At 61.9% G+C, this 17,947-nt stretch carries 17 protein-coding genes; 7 read left to right on the top strand and 10 right to left on the bottom strand.

Annotation, left to right across the window (positions count from 1 at the left end; all coding sequences use genetic code 11):
• Positions 1 to 13 precede the first annotated feature (13 nt).
• The 9 genes from ACUXVH_RS25510 to ACUXVH_RS25470 all read right to left on the bottom strand — a co-directional run bounded on the left by ACUXVH_RS25510 (position 14) and on the right by ACUXVH_RS25470 (position 9,179).
• Entirely contained in the window at positions 14 to 454 is a 441-nt protein-coding gene (locus tag ACUXVH_RS25510) for a CBS domain-containing protein (RefSeq protein WP_011060630.1), read from the bottom strand.
• A 169-nt stretch (positions 455 to 623) separates the two neighbouring features.
• Complete coding sequence (gene solA, locus ACUXVH_RS25505) at positions 624 to 1,793, bottom strand: N-methyl-L-tryptophan oxidase (RefSeq protein WP_065363684.1); 1,170 nt, start codon at positions 1,791 to 1,793, stop codon at positions 624 to 626.
• Positions 1,794 to 1,817: 24 nt separating this feature from the next.
• Positions 1,818 to 2,342 (bottom strand): DUF2867 domain-containing protein, encoded by a 525-nt coding sequence (locus ACUXVH_RS25500; protein ID WP_065363685.1) that lies wholly within the window; start codon positions 2,340 to 2,342, stop codon positions 1,818 to 1,820.
• Between the two features lie 205 nt (positions 2,343 to 2,547).
• Positions 2,548 to 3,654: a hypothetical protein gene (locus ACUXVH_RS25495; protein WP_255313432.1), complete on the bottom strand. Its 1,107-nt coding sequence runs from the start codon at positions 3,652 to 3,654 to the stop codon at positions 2,548 to 2,550.
• A 341-nt stretch (positions 3,655 to 3,995) separates the two neighbouring features.
• Positions 3,996 to 5,093, bottom strand: a complete 1,098-nt coding sequence (locus tag ACUXVH_RS25490) for a polyamine ABC transporter substrate-binding protein (protein WP_015635115.1) — start codon at positions 5,091 to 5,093, stop codon at positions 3,996 to 3,998.
• 136 nt (positions 5,094 to 5,229) lie between these two features.
• Positions 5,230 to 6,126, bottom strand: a complete 897-nt coding sequence (locus ACUXVH_RS25485) for an ABC transporter permease subunit (protein ID WP_011060635.1) — start codon at positions 6,124 to 6,126, stop codon at positions 5,230 to 5,232.
• Positions 6,123 to 7,004 (bottom strand): ABC transporter permease subunit, encoded by an 882-nt coding sequence (locus ACUXVH_RS25480; protein WP_162865010.1) that lies wholly within the window; start codon positions 7,002 to 7,004, stop codon positions 6,123 to 6,125. Before ACUXVH_RS25480 ends, ACUXVH_RS25485 begins: the two co-directional genes overlap by 4 nt.
• A 44-nt stretch (positions 7,005 to 7,048) precedes the next feature.
• Positions 7,049 to 8,191: an ABC transporter ATP-binding protein gene (locus ACUXVH_RS25475; protein ID WP_011060637.1), complete on the bottom strand. Its 1,143-nt coding sequence runs from the start codon at positions 8,189 to 8,191 to the stop codon at positions 7,049 to 7,051.
• Between the two features lie 232 nt (positions 8,192 to 8,423).
• Positions 8,424 to 9,179 carry a gamma-glutamyl-gamma-aminobutyrate hydrolase family protein gene (locus ACUXVH_RS25470; protein ID WP_011060638.1) on the bottom strand — a complete coding sequence of 252 codons (756 nt, stop codon included), beginning with the start codon at positions 9,177 to 9,179 and terminating at the stop codon, positions 8,424 to 8,426.
• Between the two features lie 266 nt (positions 9,180 to 9,445).
• Here ACUXVH_RS25470 and ACUXVH_RS25465 point away from each other — a divergent pair, with 266 nt between their 5' ends.
• The 7 genes from ACUXVH_RS25465 (at position 9,446) to ACUXVH_RS25435 (ending at position 17,004) form a co-directional block, all read left to right on the top strand.
• Complete coding sequence (locus ACUXVH_RS25465; protein ID WP_011060639.1) at positions 9,446 to 10,822, top strand: glutamine synthetase family protein; 1,377 nt, start codon at positions 9,446 to 9,448, stop codon at positions 10,820 to 10,822.
• 33 nt (positions 10,823 to 10,855) lie between these two features.
• Positions 10,856 to 12,346 carry an aldehyde dehydrogenase gene (locus tag ACUXVH_RS25460; protein WP_011060640.1) on the top strand — a complete coding sequence of 497 codons (1,491 nt, stop codon included), beginning with the start codon at positions 10,856 to 10,858 and terminating at the stop codon, positions 12,344 to 12,346.
• Positions 12,347 to 12,401: 55 nt separating this feature from the next.
• Positions 12,402 to 13,682: an NAD(P)/FAD-dependent oxidoreductase gene (locus ACUXVH_RS25455; RefSeq protein ID WP_125063140.1), complete on the top strand. Its 1,281-nt coding sequence runs from the start codon at positions 12,402 to 12,404 to the stop codon at positions 13,680 to 13,682.
• Positions 13,683 to 13,950: 268 nt separating this feature from the next.
• Positions 13,951 to 14,499, top strand: coding sequence for a cupin domain-containing protein (locus ACUXVH_RS25450; protein ID WP_011060642.1), 549 nt, complete (start codon positions 13,951 to 13,953; stop codon positions 14,497 to 14,499).
• 160 nt (positions 14,500 to 14,659) lie between these two features.
• A complete protein-coding gene (locus ACUXVH_RS25445; RefSeq protein WP_065363689.1) occupies positions 14,660 to 15,595 on the top strand; it encodes a PoNe immunity protein domain-containing protein in 936 nt (311 codons plus the stop codon).
• A gap of 326 nt (positions 15,596 to 15,921) precedes the next feature.
• Positions 15,922 to 16,329 (top strand): hypothetical protein, encoded by a 408-nt coding sequence (locus tag ACUXVH_RS25440; protein WP_141679901.1) that lies wholly within the window; start codon positions 15,922 to 15,924, stop codon positions 16,327 to 16,329.
• A 246-nt stretch (positions 16,330 to 16,575) separates the two neighbouring features.
• Positions 16,576 to 17,004 carry a hypothetical protein gene (locus ACUXVH_RS25435; RefSeq protein WP_222936925.1) on the top strand — a complete coding sequence of 143 codons (429 nt, stop codon included), beginning with the start codon at positions 16,576 to 16,578 and terminating at the stop codon, positions 17,002 to 17,004.
• 90 nt (positions 17,005 to 17,094) lie between these two features.
• On the opposite strand, the gene ACUXVH_RS25430 is transcribed toward ACUXVH_RS25435, so the two are convergent.
• Positions 17,095 to 17,631 carry a hypothetical protein gene (locus ACUXVH_RS25430; RefSeq protein ID WP_141679902.1) on the bottom strand — a complete coding sequence of 179 codons (537 nt, stop codon included), beginning with the start codon at positions 17,629 to 17,631 and terminating at the stop codon, positions 17,095 to 17,097.
• Positions 17,632 to 17,947 lie beyond the last annotated feature (316 nt).

The raw sequence follows: 17,947 nt of genomic DNA, 5'->3' as shown, positions 1-17,947 counted from the left end.
GCAGGGCATGGGGTCATTCGCCGCGGATGTACTGCTCCAGCTGGCGGATCAGGTCGGCCTGTTCGGCGATTGCTTCCTTGACCAGGTCGCCGATGGACAGCAGGCCCAGCAACTGGCCGTTTTCCACCACCGGCAGGTGGCGCAGGTGGCTGTCGGTCATGATGTTCATGCAGGTGTCCACGCTCTGGTGCGAGTCCACGGTGATTACCGGCGAGCTCATGATCGCGCTGACCGGGGTGCCCACCGAGGAGCGCCCGTGGAGCACCAGCTTGCGCGCGTAGTCGCGCTCGCTGATGACCCCGACCACCACGCCATTCTCCAGCACCGGCAAGGCGCCGACGTTTTTCTCGGCCATCACCATCAGCGCCTCCAGGACCATCTGGTGCGGGGCGATGGTGTGCACTTGCTGGTTGTGCTTGGCCTTGAGTTTCAGCAGTTCTGCGACGCTCTTCATGGGGCGCTCCGGTTGTTCTACGTGGGGCGGCGATGCGCCGCCCTGAGGGGTTTCTAAAGAATCGTAGAGACTCGGCCAACCAGCAAGGCTGAAAACGGCAGATAAACGGCGAAAAACGTCACCCCGAGGATTTTTTTTCACCACGGCCCCGATAAAGGGGCCGTTGCCTTCAGTTGAAGCGGTGCAGAGAAAAACTTTCCAGGTCGATTTCGCTGCAGCCGTCCACGTGCTGCTGGGCCAGGGCTTCGCCAATCGCCGCCGAATGCTTGAAGCCATGGCCGGAACAGGCGCTGACCACGGTGACATTGGCCAGGCGCGGGTGGCGGTCGATGATGAACCCCGAATCCGGGGTCACGGTGTAGGCACAGACGCTGGCCTTCACCAACTCGGGGGCCAGCCCGGCGATATGGGGGGCGATCAGCTTGTGGAACAGGCGCTGGGCGTCGGCGCTGCTGGGCTGGCGGTCGAGGCTGTCCGGCTGGCTGCTGGCGCTGTACTGCTCGGTGGCGATCTTCACGCTGCCTTCGCCGGGAATCGGCGGGAAGCCGTAGCAGGCGTCCACGTCATCGGCGCTGTGGAGAATGAAGCTCGGGGAGCGGGCCGGGTAGCGCTCGGGCTCATCCAGGCGGAACCAGTACAGCTGCTGGCGGCACACCTGCAACAGCGAATCGAAGGGCGCCCCCAGCAACTGCGCCGACCACATGCCGGCGCTGACGATGACCTGTCGGGCAAACAGCCGCGAGCCGTCGCTGATGATGTGCACCCCGTCATCCTGGGCGTCCAGCTCCAGCACTGTCTGGCCGGTGATCAGGGTTGCCCCCAGTTGCCGGGCCCGGGTCAGTTGCGCATCGATGCAGCGTTCCGGGCGGACAAAGCCGCCGCCGGGTTCGAAGTAGCCCCGGGCGCTGTCATCCAGCGGGGCGAAGTGCGGGAAGCGCCGGCGGATCTCGGCGGCGTCCAGCTCCTGGTGCTCGATGCCATAGCGCCGGGCCAGCTCGATGCTGTTGTCGGTGAAGTCCCGGGCCTCTGCCGGGCGCTGCGGGTCGGTGCTGGCGGTCATCACCAGCACCCCGCATTGCTCGAACAACTGCACATCCAGCTCCGCCTCCAGTTCGCGCCAGATCTGCTGCGAGCGGATCGCCAGGGGCACGTAGGCCGCGCCTTCGCCCACCGCCTGGCGGGTGATGCGGGTGTCGCCGTGGCTGGAACCCAGGTCGTGGGGCGGGGCGAAGCGGTCGATGCCCGCCACCCTTACCCCGCGCTTGGCCAGTTGATAGAGGGTGGCGGCGCCCATGGCGCCCAGGCCTACGACTACAACATCGAAATCCGGTGTGTGCACGGCAAGATCCTTGGGGTGGAAGGCTCAGCAGTTATTGATAGTGGCCAGGGTCATGGGCGCGATGATCCGGTGGAACGGCGCCACCGGCAGCATGTACAGGCGCCCCAGGCGGTTGTGCGGGTGGACCACGGTGGACAGCACCACCGGGCGCCGGCCCTCGGCGTCCAGCGGCAGGCGGTTGAGCGACAGGTGCACGTCCAGGTGCTTGTCGCGGTCCACCACCAGCACCTCGTCGGGGCTCTGGGAAATCAGGGTGAAGATACCCACCCGGTCGCCGGGCTGGTAAGCCTCGTCGGGGCGCGACAGGTCGATGCGGGTCAGGCGCCCCAGGTCCTTGAGGCCGAACAGCTGCACCACGCGGTTGCGCAGGCCCATCAGGCGGTCGATCCAGGTCGGGGTCTGGCTCATCAGGCACAGCAGGTGACGCATGGCGCTGCGTTCGGGGTCCTCGGCCAGGGTGCGGCGGCAGTCGATGAAGGTGGCACCCGGGGCCAGGGCCGCGATGCTGGAGTCATGGGGCAACGGGCAAGGGTGTACGGCAGACTTCATCGGTGCAGCTCCCTGAAAGTTGGCGGCCTTGGCTTCATGCCGATCAGCCACGCCAGAAGCCGCAAAAAATACCACTTCCTGAGGCGAGGAACCTGCTGTTGTGTAGCGGCCAGTTGCCGCTGGGCAATGGCCGCGCCGGGATTCGGCTGTTATCAGCCCGAAGGGGGCCGGTGCGAGCAGGAACCCTCGGGACTCACCGGGCTGCTCAGTCCTGGTCCGCGCTCTTGTGTTCCAGCCAGCCAATGCTCTGCTTGCCATAGCCGGTGCTGTCCAGCAGGCGCCGGGCATCGAACCATTGCTGGCCCTCATGGTTCTGCCATTGCTCGCCCCAGCTGTTGAGCACCTTGAGCCCTTCCTGGCACTGGCCCTGGGGCGTACACAGACGGGCATGTGCGTAGGCCACCAGGCTGTGCCGGTACTGCTCGGGGCATTTTTTCTGCTTGGCGCCGCGATACAAGCAGACGTTGGCAATGATCACCGGGTTGTCGGCATCGATCGCCTGTTTCAGCGCCGGGTACAGGCCGGCGAAGTTGTACTGCGCGGCCGTTTCCGGCAGGGCGCGGATCTGCAACTTGTCCTGGAGTTCGAAGAGTGCCCGGCGGCTCAGGCGCCGGCATTCGGGGGGGATGATGATGGCCGAGAAAAAACCGCCGAAGTGCGGCTTGCCCAGGGCCTGGGCGATGCCCCGGGGATCGCGGGTGGTGGCGTAGATGGCCTGGAGTTCGGCCACCTGCGTCGCGCTGGCGACACACTCGGCACAGGGGGCCTTGAGCCGGTTCTGCTGATAGAAGTCCTCCAGCGCTTTGAGTACTGCGCGCTGGGCCTTGACGTCCTCGGCGCTGATGGCGCCGCTGGGCACGAACTTGTCCTTGAACAGTTTCTCTTCGGAAAAGCACGCCTGGGACACCACGGAGCCCACCATCAGGGCCGCGGTTTCCAGGGTGTAGAGCGGGTCGCCGCCCTCGTCGATGTCCTCGTAGGAGGCGACGCTGTCTACCTCGCCCGTGGGTTTGCGGCCAAAGCGCGCCATGTCCAGGGGCGCCGCCAGCTGGTTCTTGTCGATGCGGGTGCAGTCTTCCTTGGCCGCCTGGCACTGGTAATAGTTGAATATCGCCGCCGCGCTGTGGCTGAAGCACAGGCCCAGGCCCTGTTGCGAGGTCGCCAGCGGCATGTTTCCGATGGAGTGTTCGCTGCCCGGCGCCGGCTTGGCCGTAGAGGGCAGGGCCACCAGCGCCAGCACCGGTGGTGCGGCGCTGGCGTACAGCGGGAATAAGGCAGAAGCCAGCAAGAGCGCACGTAAGGTTGCATGCATGTCGAAGGACCTATGCCGGTCATTGAACGAAGTGGTAGGGGAGCCGTGTCGGCTGAATCTAGCCAAAGTAATGGCTGTCTGCCAGCTGTAGCCGCTGCCGAGCGTTAGCGAGGCTGCGAAAGGGGCCGCAGGACCCTCTGTTGCCGGGATCGCCTATGTCGCTCCAGCCATTCGCGCCTGCGCCAGCGGCTGCAGGGAACGCAAAAAAGGCGCCCGAAGGCGCCAAGGATTCACCCCAACCGAGGGAGCCGGGTGAAGCCGTTCGCAGGAGTGTCGCGGTGGTAAGGCGCGACGTGAACGGAAAAAGGCGAGCGGTGCCCGCCAGCGGCGGGCAGCTTGAGTCATTTGCCCAGCTTGATCCTGGTCCAGCCGCGGTTCATCACGCGCTGGATGGCGATCGGCTGGTCCGGTACTGCGTAGAGGGTGGCCAATACGGCCTGGGGCGGGTAGGACGCCGGGTCGTTGCGGATCGCTTCGTCCACCAGCGGCGTGGCCGCCGCGTTGGCGTTGCTGTAGCCCAGGCTATTGGTGACCTCGGCGATGATGTCCGCGCGCATCAGGAAATTCATGAACAGGTAGGCGTTGTCGACGTTGGTGGCGTCCTTGGGGATGGCCATCATGTCGTAGAAGCTGCCGGCGCCTTCCTTGGGAATGCTGAACGCGACCTTCTCCTTGTTGCCGGCCTCTTCGGCGCGGGAACGGGCCTGCAGCACGTCGCCGGAATAACCCACGGCCACGCAGATGTTGCCGTTGGCCAGGTCCGAGATGTACTTGGAGGAGTGGAAGTAGGTCACCGAAGGACGGATCTTCATGAACAGGGCTTCGGCTTCGAGGATCTGCGCCTTGTCCTTGCTGGTTACCGGGTAGCCCAGGTAGTGCAGGGCGGCGGGGAGCATCTCGGTGGGCGAGTCGAGGAAGCTGATGCCGCAGGCCTTGAGCTTCTCGGCGTTCTCCGGCTTGAACAGCAGGTCCCAGGAGTTGGTCGGGGCGTCGGCGCCCAGGGCCGCCTTGACCTTGTCCGGGTTGTAGCCAATGCCGATCGAACCCCACATGTAGGGAAAGGCATGGGCGTTGTCCGGGTCGCTGGCGGAGGCGTTTTTCAGCAGCACCGGGTTGAGGTTCTTCCAGTTGGGCAAGCGGGACTTGTCCAGTTCCTGGTAGACCCCGGCCTTGATCTGCTTGGCCAGGAAGCTGTTGGACGGCACCACGATGTCGTAGCCGGACTTGCCGGTGAGCAGGCGCGCTTCCAGGGTTTCGTTGCTGTCGAAGACGTCGTAGGTGACGTGGATGCCGGTCTCGGCCTCGAACTTCTTCAGGGTGTCCGGGGCGATGTAGTCCGACCAGTTGTAGACGCGCAGCACTTTGTCGTTGGCTTGAGCGCCGGTAACCATTGCGCCCATCAAGGACAGTGAGAGCAGAGTCCTGCCAAGCATTTTCATCACTACAACTCCATTTCTTATTGTGCAGATTGCTGCGTGTGCAACTCGAGGGTTCGGGGTGAGCCTTTTTCGCCAGCAAGCTGGCTCCTACAGGTTTGGGTTATCCGTAGGAGCCTGCTTGCTGGCGAAGAGGCGATTAGGCCGTCGCAGGTGTTCGTACCGCAGGTTTTTTCGCTGCCGGTGGCTGCCAGGATTCGTTGGCGGTGAAGTCCATGGCCTCCTGGATCGCCCGCTTGCGGGCGGCCTCGGCGCGGCGGCCAAAGTACCAGACCAGGAATGTCACCAGGGACACCGCCAGCAGGATCAGGCTGGCCACGGCGTTGATCTCAGGCTTCACCCCCAGGCGCACCGCCGAGAACACTTCCATCGGCAAGGTGGTGGAACCCGGGCCGGAGACGAAGCTGGCCAGTACCAGGTCATCCAGGGACAGGGCGAAGGACATCATGCCGCCGGCCGCCAGTGACGGCGCGATCATCGGGATGGTGATCAGGAAGAACACCTTGAACGGTCGCGCTCCCAGGTCCATGGCCGCTTCTTCGATGGACAGGTCCAGCTCCCGCAGGCGCGCGGAGACTACCACGGCTACATAGGCTGCGCAGAATGTGGTGTGGGCGATCCAGATGGTGACGATGCCCCGTTCCATGGGCCAGCCGATCAATTGCGCCATGGCCACGAACAGCAGCAGCAAGGACAGGCCGGTGATCACTTCCGGCATCACCAGCGGCGCGGTGACCAGGCCGCCGAACAGCGTGCGGCCCTTGAAACGGGTGACCCGGGTCAGCACGAAGGCCGCCAGGGTGCCCAGGGCCACCGCGGCAATGGCGGTGTAGCAGGCGATCTCCAGGGAGCGCATTACCGAGCCCATCAGTTGCTGGTTGTCCAGCAGGCCGACGTACCACTTGATCGACCAGCCGCCCCACACTGTCACCAGCTTGGAGGCGTTGAACGAGTAGATCACCAGGATCAGCATCGGCAGGTAGATGAACAGCAGGCCCAGCACCAGCATCAGTTTGGAAAATTCGAAGCGTTTCATGCCCGTGCCTCCATCTCTTTGGCCTGGCTGCGGTTGAACAGCAAGATCGGGATAATCAGGATCGCCAGCATCACCACCGCCAGGGCGGAGGCCACCGGCCAGTCACGGTTGTTGAAGAACTCCTGCCACAGTACGCGGCCGATCATCAGGGTTTCCGGGCCGCCCAAGAGTTCCGGAATCACGAACTCACCCACCACCGGGATGAACACCAGCATGCAGCCGGCAATGATGCCGTTCTTGGCCAGGGGCACGGTGATTTTCCAGAAGTTGTTGAAGTTGCTCGAACCCAGGTCCGACGCGGCTTCCAGCAGGCTCTGGTCATGCTTGACCAGGTTGGCGTACAGCGGCAGCACCATGAACGGCAGGTAGGCGTAGACCACACCGATGTACACCGCGGTGTTGGTATTGAGGATTTCCAGGGGCTGGCTGATCAGCCCGGTCCACATCAGGAAGCTGTTGAGCAGGCCGTTGTTGCTGAGGATGCCCATCCAGGCGTAGACGCGGATCAGGATCGCGGTCCAGGTTGGCATCATGATCAGCAGCAGCAAGACGTTCTGCGCCTCCTTGCTGGCCTTGGAGATGGCATAGGCCATGGGGAAACCCACCACCAGGCACATCAGGGTGCTCAGCAGGGCCACCTTCAGCGAACCCAGGTAGGCCGAGAAATACAGCTCGTCGCCGGCCAGCATGGCGTAGTTGCCGAGGTTCAGCAGCAATTGGAATTTCTGTTCGGCGTAGCTGTAGATCTCCGAGTAGGGCGGAATCGCCAGGGCCGCTTCCGAGAAGCTGATCTTCATCACCAGGAAGAACGGCAGCATGAAGAACAGGAACAGCCAGAGGAAAGGAATGCCGATCACCAGCTTGCGACCGCTGGGCAGCATACGGAACAGCTTCTGATTGAAAGTGCTCATGGTCGATGTACTCATGCTCGCAGTACCACGCCGCTGTCGTCTTCCCACCAGACGTAGACTTCGTCATCCCAGGTCGGCCGCGAGCCACGGCGCTCGGCGTTGGCCATGAACGACTGGACGATCTTGCCGCCAGGCAGCTCGACGTAGAACACCGAGTGACCGCCCAGGTAGGCGATGTCATGCACCTTGCCCTTGGACCAGTTGTAGCGGGCATCGGGCTTGAGGGTGGTGACCAGCATCTTTTCCGGGCGGATGGCGTAGGTCACCGACTTGTCCTGCACCGAGGTGCTGACCCCGTGGCCGACGTAGATCTGCTGCTCGAGGTCCGCGCAGTCGATGATGGCGTAGCCTTCCAGGTCTTCGGTAACAGTGCCGTCGAAGGCGTTGACGTTGCCGATGAATTCGCACACCAGGCGGCTCACCGGCGCTTCGTAGATGTCCACCGGGCTGCCGGTCTGGGCGATCCAGCCCAGGTGCATGATGGCGATGCGCTGGGCCATGGTCATGGCCTCTTCCTGGTCGTGGGTCACCATCACGCAGGTCACGCCCACGCGCTCGATGATCTCCACCAGTTCCAGTTGCATCTGCGAGCGCAGCTTCTTGTCCAGGGCGCCCATGGGTTCGTCCAGCAAGAGCAGCTTGGGGCGCTTGGCCAGGGAGCGGGCCAGGGCCACGCGCTGGCGCTGGCCACCGGAGAGCTGGTGCGGCTTGCGCTTGGCGTACTGGGTCATGTGCACCAGCTTGAGCATTTCCTCGACCCGGGCGTCGATCTCGCTGGCCGGCAGGCGGTCCTGCTTGAGGCCGAAGGCGATGTTCTGGGCCACGGTCATGTGGGGGAACAGGGCGTAGGACTGGAACATCATGTTGATCGGCCGCTCGTAGGGCGGCATGTCGGTGATGTCCACGCCATCCAGCAGGATGCGGCCTTCGGTGGGGCGTTCGAAGCCGGCGAGCATGCGCAGCAGGGTGGATTTGCCGGAGCCGGAACCGCCCAGCAGGGCAAAGATCTCGCCTTGGTGGATCTCCAGGGACACATCGTCCACGGCCACGGTTTCATCGAACTTCTTGGTCACGCGGTCGATCTTGACCAGGACCTTCTGCGGGCTCGGAGTGCCTTCGAGGGCCTTGCGGTAAGTGCTGGAGGCGTTTGCCATGTGAAACTCCCAACAGGTGTCAGCAGCCCGATCAATTCGGCCGGGCCTAAAGGTTGATTGCCAGCCCGCAGTGAGTGCGGGCTGATTCGGCGCTGCCTCCCTGGCGGCCTGACGCTATTTGTTGTTGTGGTCTTGCCGTGTGTTGCTCACGCTGGACGACGGGCGCGCACAGGCGCGCTCGCCGCGGGGCAGGGCGTGATGAATCGTCTGGGTTGTGGCCGCGGCCGGTGGTTCAGCGCCGTTGTGCGGCCCGTTGCCGGCAGGCGTCGCCAAAGGCCTGGAAGATCCGCAGGTAGGCCGGGTTCGACAGCACCTGCCATTCCGGGTGCCACTGCACGCCGAAGGCGAAGGCCTTGCTGTGTTCCACCGACAGCGCCTCGATCAGGCCGTCCGGGGCCACGGCCTCGACCCGCAGGCCGGGGGCCAGGCGGTCGACGCCCTGGCTGTGGATCGAGTTGACCTGGATCTCGCCGCCCAGGCCCATGGCCTCGAACACGCCGCCGGGCTGGATCGCCACCGGGTGCGCCGGGGCGTACTGCACTTCGATGCGCGGATCGTCGGCTTCGCGGTGGTCCATGTAGCCCGGCAGTTCATGCACCTTCTGGTGCAGGCTGCCGCCGAAGGCCACGTTCATTTCCTGGAAGCCGCGGCAGATGCCGAGCACCGGCACGCCGGCGGCAATCGCCGCGCGCAGCAGGGGCAGGGTGGTGGCATCGCGCTGCGGGTCGTGGGCGGTGCCCGGCTCGCTGGGAGTGCCTTGGTAATGGAAGGGTTCGACATTGGATGGCGAGCCGGTAAACAGCAGCCCATCCACTTGCCGCAGCAGATCGTCGATGTCGATCAGATCCGCCAGGGAAGGAATGATCAGGGGCAGGCCCTCGGCCGCGACGCTGACAGCACGCAAGTACTTGTCGCCGCTGACGTGGTAGGGGTGCAGGCCGATCTCTTTGACGCACGCAGTAACGCCGATCAATGGCTTGAATGCCATTTTTATCACCTCGAAATTCACGCTGGAACGAGTTTTTCCAGAGCTTATCCTCGTTGATTTTAATTAACAACTTCCATGTAAAAAATTCTAAACATTATCTGCTTGAAACCCGCAGGCGGCGCGGATTGCGCGGCGTATCGACCTTTAGTGAGGCAAAATAATTGACGAATGGTGGCTGCTGTTGGCTATTGACTCCGGTTTTTCTTTCGGGTTGACTGCTGGCGTGTCACAGCAGTGAACATAATAATTAACACAATAGGTGCATCATGTCGGTCCCCCCGCGTGCCATTCAACTCAATGAAGCCAATGCCTTCCTGAAAAAACACCCCGAGGTTCTCTACGTCGATCTGCTGATTGCAGACATGAACGGTGTGGTGCGCGGCAAGCGCATCGAGCGCACCGCGCTGCACAAGGTCTATGAGAAGGGCATCAACCTGCCCGCCTCGCTGTTTGCCCTGGATATCAACGGTTCCACGGTGGAAAGCACCGGCCTGGGCCTGGACATCGGCGATGCCGACCGCATCTGCTACCCGATCCCCGGCACCCTGAGCGTCGAGCCCTGGCAGAAGCGCCCCACCGCGCAACTGCTGATGACCATGCACGAGATCGAAGGCCAGCCATTCTTCGCCGACCCCCGCGAAGTGCTGCGCCAGGTGGTGAGCAAGTTCGACGAGATGGGCCTGACCATCTGCGCCGCCTTCGAGCTGGAGTTCTACCTGATCGACCAGGACAACGTGAACGGCCGTCCGCAGTCGCCCCGTTCGCCGATCTCCGGCAAGCGTCCGCATTCCACCCAGGTCTACCTGATCGACGACCTCGACGAGTACGTCGACTGCCTGCAAGACATCCTCGAAGGCGCGAAAGAGCAGGGCATTCCGGCCGACGCCATCGTCAAGGAAAGCGCCCCGGCGCAGTTCGAAGTCAACCTGCACCACGTCAGCGACCCGATCAAGGCCTGTGACTACGCAGTACTGCTCAAGCGCCTGGTAAAGAACATCGCCTACGACCATGAAATGGACACCACCTTCATGGCCAAGCCTTATCCGGGCCAGGCGGGCAACGGCCTGCACGTGCACATCTCGATCCTCGACAAACAGGGCAACAACATCTTCGCCAGTGAAGACCCAGAGACCAACGAAGCCCTGCGCCATGCCATCGGCGGCGTGCTCGACACCCTGCCGCAGCAGATGGCTTTCCTATGCCCCAACGTCAACTCGTACCGCCGCTTCGGTGCGCAGTTCTACGTGCCGAACTCGCCGACCTGGGGCATCGACAACCGCACCGTGGCCGTGCGCGTACCCACAGGTTCTGCCGATGCGGTGCGCATCGAGCACCGGGTGGCTGGCGCCGACGCCAACCCTTACCTGCTGATGGCTTCGGTGCTGGCGGGCATTCACCACGGCCTGACCAACAAGATCGACCCGGGCGCGCCGGTTGAAGGCAACTCCTACGAGCAGAACGAACAAAGCCTGCCCACCAACCTGCGGGACGCCCTGCGCGTACTGGACGACAGCGAAGTGATGGCCAAGTACATCGACCCGATGTACATCGACGTGTTCGTGGCCTGTAAGGAAAGCGAGTTGGCGGAGTTCGAAAACTCCATCTCCGACCTGGAATACAACTGGTACCTGCACACGGTCTGATGACCGTGTCACTTCCTGCGTTGAGTATTTGCCATGACTAAATCCCGCAGCGACTGGGAGCAGCACTTCCAGTCCCTCAGCCTCGAAGGCCGTGCCTTTATCGACGGCCAGTACTGCGCCGCCGCCAGCGGTGCCACCTTTGAATGCCTGAGCCCGGTGGACGGGCGCTTCCTGGCCAACGTCGCCAGCACCGATCAGGCCGATGCCGATCGTGCGGTGGCCGTGGCGCGCCAGGCGTTCAACAGTGGCGTCTGGTCGGGCAAGGCCCCGGCCGAGCGCAAGCGCATCCTCACGCGCTTTGCCGAACTGATCCTTGAGCACCAGGAAGAACTGGCGCTCCTGGAAACCCTGGACATGGGCAAGCCGATTGGCGACTCCATGGCCATCGACATTCCGGCCACGGCCAACGCCATCCGCTGGAACGCCGAAGCCATCGACAAGCTCTACGACGAAGTGGCGGCCACGCCCCACGACCAGCTGGGCCTGGTGACCCGGGAACCGGCAGGCGTGGTAGCGGCCATCGTGCCGTGGAATTTCCCGCTGATCATGGCCAGCTGGAAATTCGCCCCGGCCCTGGCGGCGGGCAACTCGTTCATTCTCAAGCCGTCGGAAAAGTCGCCGTTGACCGCGATCCGCATCGCCCAGCTGGCCCTGGACGCCGGCATCCCCAAAGGCGTGTTCAACGTCCTGCCGGGTTACGGCCACACCGTCGGCAAGGCCCTGGCCCTGCACATGGATGTGGACGTGCTGGCCTTCACCGGCTCCACCGCCGTGGGCAAGCAACTGTTGGTGTACTCCGGCGAAAGCAACATGAAGCGGGTGTGGCTGGAAGCCGGTGGCAAGAGCCCCAACGTGGTGTTTGCCGATGCCCCGGACTTGCGTGCAGCGGCTGAAGCCGCTGCTGCGGCCATCGCCTTCAACCAGGGCGAAGTCTGCACCGCCGGCTCGCGCCTGCTGGTGCAGCGCTCGATCCGTGAGCAGTTCATCCCGCTGCTGGTGGAGGCCCTCAAGGGCTGGAAACCGGGCCACGCCCTCGACCCCGAGACCCGGGTCGGCGCGGTAGTGGACCAGCGCCAGCTGGAGAACGTGCTGCGCTACATCGAGATCGGCAAGGAGCAGGGCGGGCAACTGCTGGCCGGCGGTGTCCGCACCCTGGAAAGCACTGGCGGCCTGTATGTCGAGCCGACGATCTTCGACGGCGTGACCAACGCCATGACCATCGCCCGGGAAGAAATCTTCGGCCCGGTGCTGTCGGTCATCAGTTTCGATACCGAAGAAGAAGCGCTGCAGATCGCCAACGACAGCATCTTCGGCCTGGCGGCCGGGGTCTGGACCGCCAACCTCAGCCGCGCCCACCGTTTTGCCCGTGGCCTGCGGGCCGGCAGTGTGTGGGTCAACCAGTACGACGGCGGCGACATGACCGCGCCGTTCGGCGGCTTCAAACAGTCCGGCAACGGCCGCGACAAGTCGTTGCACGCCTTCGACAAATACACCGAGCTCAAAGCGACCTGGATCAAGCTCTAACTCTTATAACAACAGCGGCGGCGGGCCTGGGCCCGTACCCGCTGGGGAATTTCTCATGCAAACCTACGTGAACAGCTACTACGCGGCGACCCGCAACCAGACCACCGACTACCCGCAACTCGAAGAGTTGGTGGAGTGCGACGTCTGCGTGATCGGCGCCGGCTACACCGGCCTGTCCTCGGCCTTGTTCCTGGCGGAAGCCGGCTACAGCGTCACCGTGCTGGAAGCGGCCAAGGTCGGCTTCGGCGCCAGCGGGCGCAACGGCGGGCAACTGGTCAACTCCTACAGCCGCGACGTGGACGTGATCGAAGAACGCTACGGCGAAAAAAGCGCCGAAGTGCTCGGCAGCATGATCTTCGAAGGCGCCGACATCATCCGCCAGCGCATCCAGCACTACGACATCCAGTGCGACTACCGCCCCGGTGGCATCTTCGCCGCCCTGAACAACAAGCAGCTCAAGGGCCTGGCGGAACAGAAGCGCAACTGGGAGCGCCTGGGCAATAACAACCTGAAGATGCTCGACAAGGCGCAGATCGACCGCGAAGTCGGCACCAAGAACTACATCGGCGGCCTGCTGGACATGCAGGGCGGCCACATCCACCCGCTGAACCTGGCCCTGGGCGAAGCCAGCGCCATCATCGGCCTGGGCGGCAAGATCTTCGAACAGTCGGCGGCGGTGGAAATCACCTACGGCGAACCCAACGTGGTGCGCACCGCCAAGGGCGTGGTCCGCGCCAAATACCTGCTGATCGCCGGCAACGCCTACCTGCAGCAAGACCTCGACCCCCGCGTGACCCGCAAGAGTATGCCCTGTGGTTCGCAGATCGTGGTTACCGAGCAACTGCCGGAACAACTGGCCCGCAGCCTGATCGCCAACAACTACTGTGTGGAAGACTGCAACTACCTGCTGGACTACTTCCGCCTGACCGGCGACAACCGCCTGCTGTACGGCGGCGGCGTGGTCTACGGCGCCCGGGAGCCGGACGACATCGAGCAACTGATCCGGCCGAAGATTCTCAAGACCTTCCCCCAGCTCAAGGACGTGAAGATCGACTACCGCTGGACCGGCAATTTCCTGCTGACCATGTCGCGCATGCCGCAATTCGGCCGTATTGAAAAGAACGCCTACTACATGCAGGGCTACAGCGGCCACGGTGTTACCTGTTCGCACCTGGCGGGCAAGCTGATTGCCGAAATGATCCGCGGCGACGCCGAGCGCTTCAACGCCTTCGCCTCACTGCCGCACATGCCGATGATCGGCGGCCGCACCTTCCAGGCCCCGTTGACCGCCATGGGCGCCGCGTACTACGCCCTGCGCGACCGCTTCGGCATCTGACGCCACCTCGCTCCTACAGCCCCCACTCCTGTAGGAGCGAGCTTGCTCGCGAAGCTCCGGCCCTTGACCCACTCCAGGAAAAGCCCCGCAAAGCCCCAGAAAACCGGCACTCCATCACCCGGCCTTCACGCCCATCGCCAGTCTTTACAGCTTGCCTGTCAAACATGTTTAAATAGCCGCCTTTTCAGGCTCCAGGGCAGCCAAATCGCGACGTTCGCGACCCAACCGCCGCAAAAATACCCTTAAGTACTTCTCACATAAGGCTGTTATGGACACGGGCACCCGACTCAAACTCGTTCGCGAAAGCTACAAACTCTCCCAGCGCGAGCTGGCCCGTCGTAGCGGCGTAACCAATGCCACCATCTCCCTGATCGAACAGAACCGCGTCAGCCCCTCCGTCAGCTCCCTGAAAAAGCTGCTGGAAGGCATCCCCATGTCCCTGGCCGACTTCTTCACCTTCGACCAGCCGCCCCGTGAGCACCAATACGTGTTCCGCGCCAACGAACAGCCCGACCTCGGTCGCGACGGCCTGCGCCTGTTGATGATCGGCGCCCCGGTGGCCAACCGGCAGATGCGCTTTCTGCGCGAGCAATACGCCCCCGGCGCCAGCTCCGGCGAAGAAGCCATCGTGCATGCCGAAGGCGAGGAGTGCGGCCTGGTGACCCGCGGCACCGTGGAGTTGACCGTGGACGGGCAAGTCAGCGTGCTCAACCCGGGGGATGGCTATTACTTCCCCACCACCTTGCCCCACAGCTTCCGCAACATTGGCCAGGATGAGGCGGAAATCATCAGCGCCAACACCCCGGCGAACTTCTAAGGGGCCGGGTAACTGACCCAGTACAGCCTGCTGCAACCCTATTCAGCCTGCGCCTTGTGTCGCAGGCTTTGTTTTTTGGACCGGCCCACGCCCCGGAGACTGCCGTAACCGCGCTTGCGGGCAGGGCCTGGAGCGGGCGCCGTTCAGACAAGGAAGACCCATGATCAAGGACAGACGACAAGCATTCCTCAGCGCAGCACGCCTGGAAAACTTCTTCAGCAACTACCAGCACAGCGTGGAATTCTTTGCCGAAAACACCTTTGAGTCCGACTCCGAAGCCCAGGAAAAGTCCCTCAGGGCCCGGCATTTCCAGAAGTGGATCTTCAAGGAAATCCTCATCCGCTACACCGCCGGCCACAGCATCGACCTGCTGATTCCCCTGCTGGAAACCCTGGTGGGCAGCTACGAACACCTGCAAAGACAACTGGCCGAATACAACCAGATTCCGAACATCACCCCCTTGGCGATCGACGACTGGCTCGACCAGTACCAAGAGTGCGTCCAGGTGTTCAGCCTGTGCATCCTGCTGCACCGCACCGACCTGCTCCAACGCTTCGTGGCCCTGATCGACCCCGCAGGCTACGCCGGGGACGACACCCTCTACGAAGACCTGCTGTGCAAACTGCTGCCCGACCGATATGACGTCGATGACTGGTACCACGACGTCTACACACCGCTGATACAAGCCATCTACGCCGACGACCCGACCGAGGCCAGCGACCTTTTGCAGCAGTACTGTGACGACTGGTACCCCGCGTTCGAGCAAGCGCCCTGGCACGACAGCCACCTGCAAGGGGACGAGGGCAGCTATTGCGGGTATTGGGCGTTCGAGGCGGCTGCCATTGCCTTTCTGTATGGCCTTGATGACAGCGGGGTCGAGCACAGGGTCTATCCCAAGGATCTGGTGGCCTATGCGAGAAATCTTCAGCCAAGTCACCCGAAACATGTAGCGCCGGTGGTGGCGGGGCAGTCCTGCAGCAAAGCCGGTTATTGGTTTACCCCGGCGGCGCCGGAGTCGCGGCGCTACTTTGCGCAGGGGGAAGTGATGCCGGCGTTTGAGGGGGGAGCGGTCTGGTATTGGGTGGCGCAGGGGTAGAGGGGAGGCGGGGCAGTCATCCGTTGTAGCGTTTTCCAACGCTTGTTTCTGAAGGGGCTGCTATCGACTCAACGGCATCCTGAGAGAAATCTCGGCCATCCGAGTAAGGCTTCAAGTCGCAGGACAAAGAGCCTGCGGGCGGTTCAACTGCTGCTCGGCCATACGACGCTGGAGAGCACCGTTCGATATCTGGGTATTGAGACCGATGACGCCTTGGAGAGGGCGAAGCAGACTGAGGTTTGACCATGCATAGCGACGGCCGAAGACGGGCCGTCGCTAACCGGTACCGATCAGTTATTTAATGAAACTTTGAAGAGACTCGGACTGTGAAACTCAAGAAAACGACAGCTGGTGACATCGTATTGATCCCTGTAGAAGGAGGATTTAAGCCAGCCAAGGTTTTGTATGTATCAGAGCGACACAAAGACACCATTTTGCTTGGAATATATAAATTTTTTTCTACTGAACAAAGACTTCCGGACGAGTTACCTGACAGATTTGATCTCCTGCTTTACACATCAAAAGCACCTATTCAAAAAAAACGCTGGCACTACGTTGGGCACGAGGATTTAAGAAGCACTCAGACAGACCTAGATCTTAGAGTTGTAGCTGGGGAGCTGTGGAAAGGTGATGTTCATATCGGCGCTGCATCAGACGAAGATAGAAAAAGCTTGCCTGAAATGCTGGTAGTGGGAGCTGGGCTAGTTGAAAAAAAGGCCACTGCATTGAACTGAAGAACGCAAAAGGATCTACAGGCCGCGGTTCTACTGAATCGCCTCTTGATACTCAATGATTGCATTTGGCCGATTTCTACCGTTCGTGACAGGCCGCAATCGGCCAGGATCGGACATTTGGAGCGGGGAGATAATATCGTCGCATTTCTTCCCGACTTGGCAATTCGTCGACGCGCTTTTACACACTCAGATCTGGGAAACTAGGGTTTAAAAATCAACTAGCCTCTTTTTTCTAAGTAGGTGCCAATGGTTACTCCCCACGATCTTCAGGGCTTTGATGTTGGATGGATCGCCACTGATGCCATCGGGCAGGTTGCGCTTTTCACTACGGCTGGTCCGGGGCCGATTCCTGACTCCGCAATTCCCTCCGTCGAGCACTCCGAAGAATGGGTCTGTTCATTGCCGGAGGTGTCCGATGTAAGTCTGGTCACCTCCATGTCTAGCGCAAACGCTTTCGTTGCCTTTGCCAAACGTGGATTGTTTGCATATGACTGGTCGGACGTTCATCGCGATGCACACCAAGCCTTGAACGGATATGAGCTGCAATACCGTCCACTGAATCCATTAAGACTTTACGACTTGCCTGCCCCTTTGCGGGCATTGGCTGAGCTTACCCGGCTATCTAGCGTAACGTTCGGAGTATCTATCGTAGTGATAGGTGATCAGATTTCTTAGCGATTGTTCGACGGTTAACGCTGTTTTGTGCCGATTGCTATCGGCTAGAGCAGAGAAAGTCAATCTGCCCCTCTGCTCCAGTGCCTTTTTCTAAAAGTTGAAACGTTGGTCAAACACGGTCTGCTCGCCTACCGTCACGCTGCATTGGCGGGCCACTTCAACCGGCATCACCTTGCCCAGCAACGGCGCCAGCGACTTGTAGAACGCCTTGTCGCAGGCGTCGTCTTTGCTGAAGGCTTGGGAGTTGCCGGCCGCGTCTGCCGTAATCCGGCAGCCTGCCACCAATTCGGTGGGCAACTCGTTCAATGGCACTGTTGTCGAGCCGGAGCCCTGCAACTCGATCAGCTCGTTGCATGTGCCCTTGGCCGGACCTTCCTTGATGGTTTTGGCAAAGGCGACGCGTTGGTAGTCAGTACCGGTGAACAGCACCTGGTCGTTAACAGTGACTCGGTATTGTGAGGGTTTGAAGGCGATGGTCTTGATGCAGAACTGCGTAGTGACCGGCTTCCCATTGAACTCAGAGGTGGCCACTTTGCAACCTGGGGTGGCCTGGGTGAAGGTGGTATCGGGCGAGCTGGCACAACCGGCCAGTGAAAGCAGACACACACCCAACAGCATTCTTTTCATGGGACTTCCTGTGCTCAAACACACCGCCTCCAGCAGGCGGCTCCGGACGCGGATCATACCAGCGACCTGTTGGCCAAAGGCGCAGAAAGGCAAGGAGGCCCTTTAACTCGGCTACCGAATCCCATCTCGACAGTTGTCTGCTTCCGGCCCAGGCGGTGTGAAGAGCCCAAGTAAAAATCGAAACCCGCGTTTCTACATGAAAGCTGAACTGGAGTGGTCGCCCCAAGAAACACGGACAGATTTGTTTCTCTACCCTAAACGTCCGCTATTGGCTGTTTTTAATTATGAGCGTGTCTCTTTATGTGGGTAAGCGCTG

The sequence above is a fragment of the Pseudomonas sp. 8(2025) genome (genome assembly GCF_052665325.1).
Note: the sequence above shows the minus strand (reverse complement) of the source record. Positions and strands in the feature narration are given on the sequence as shown.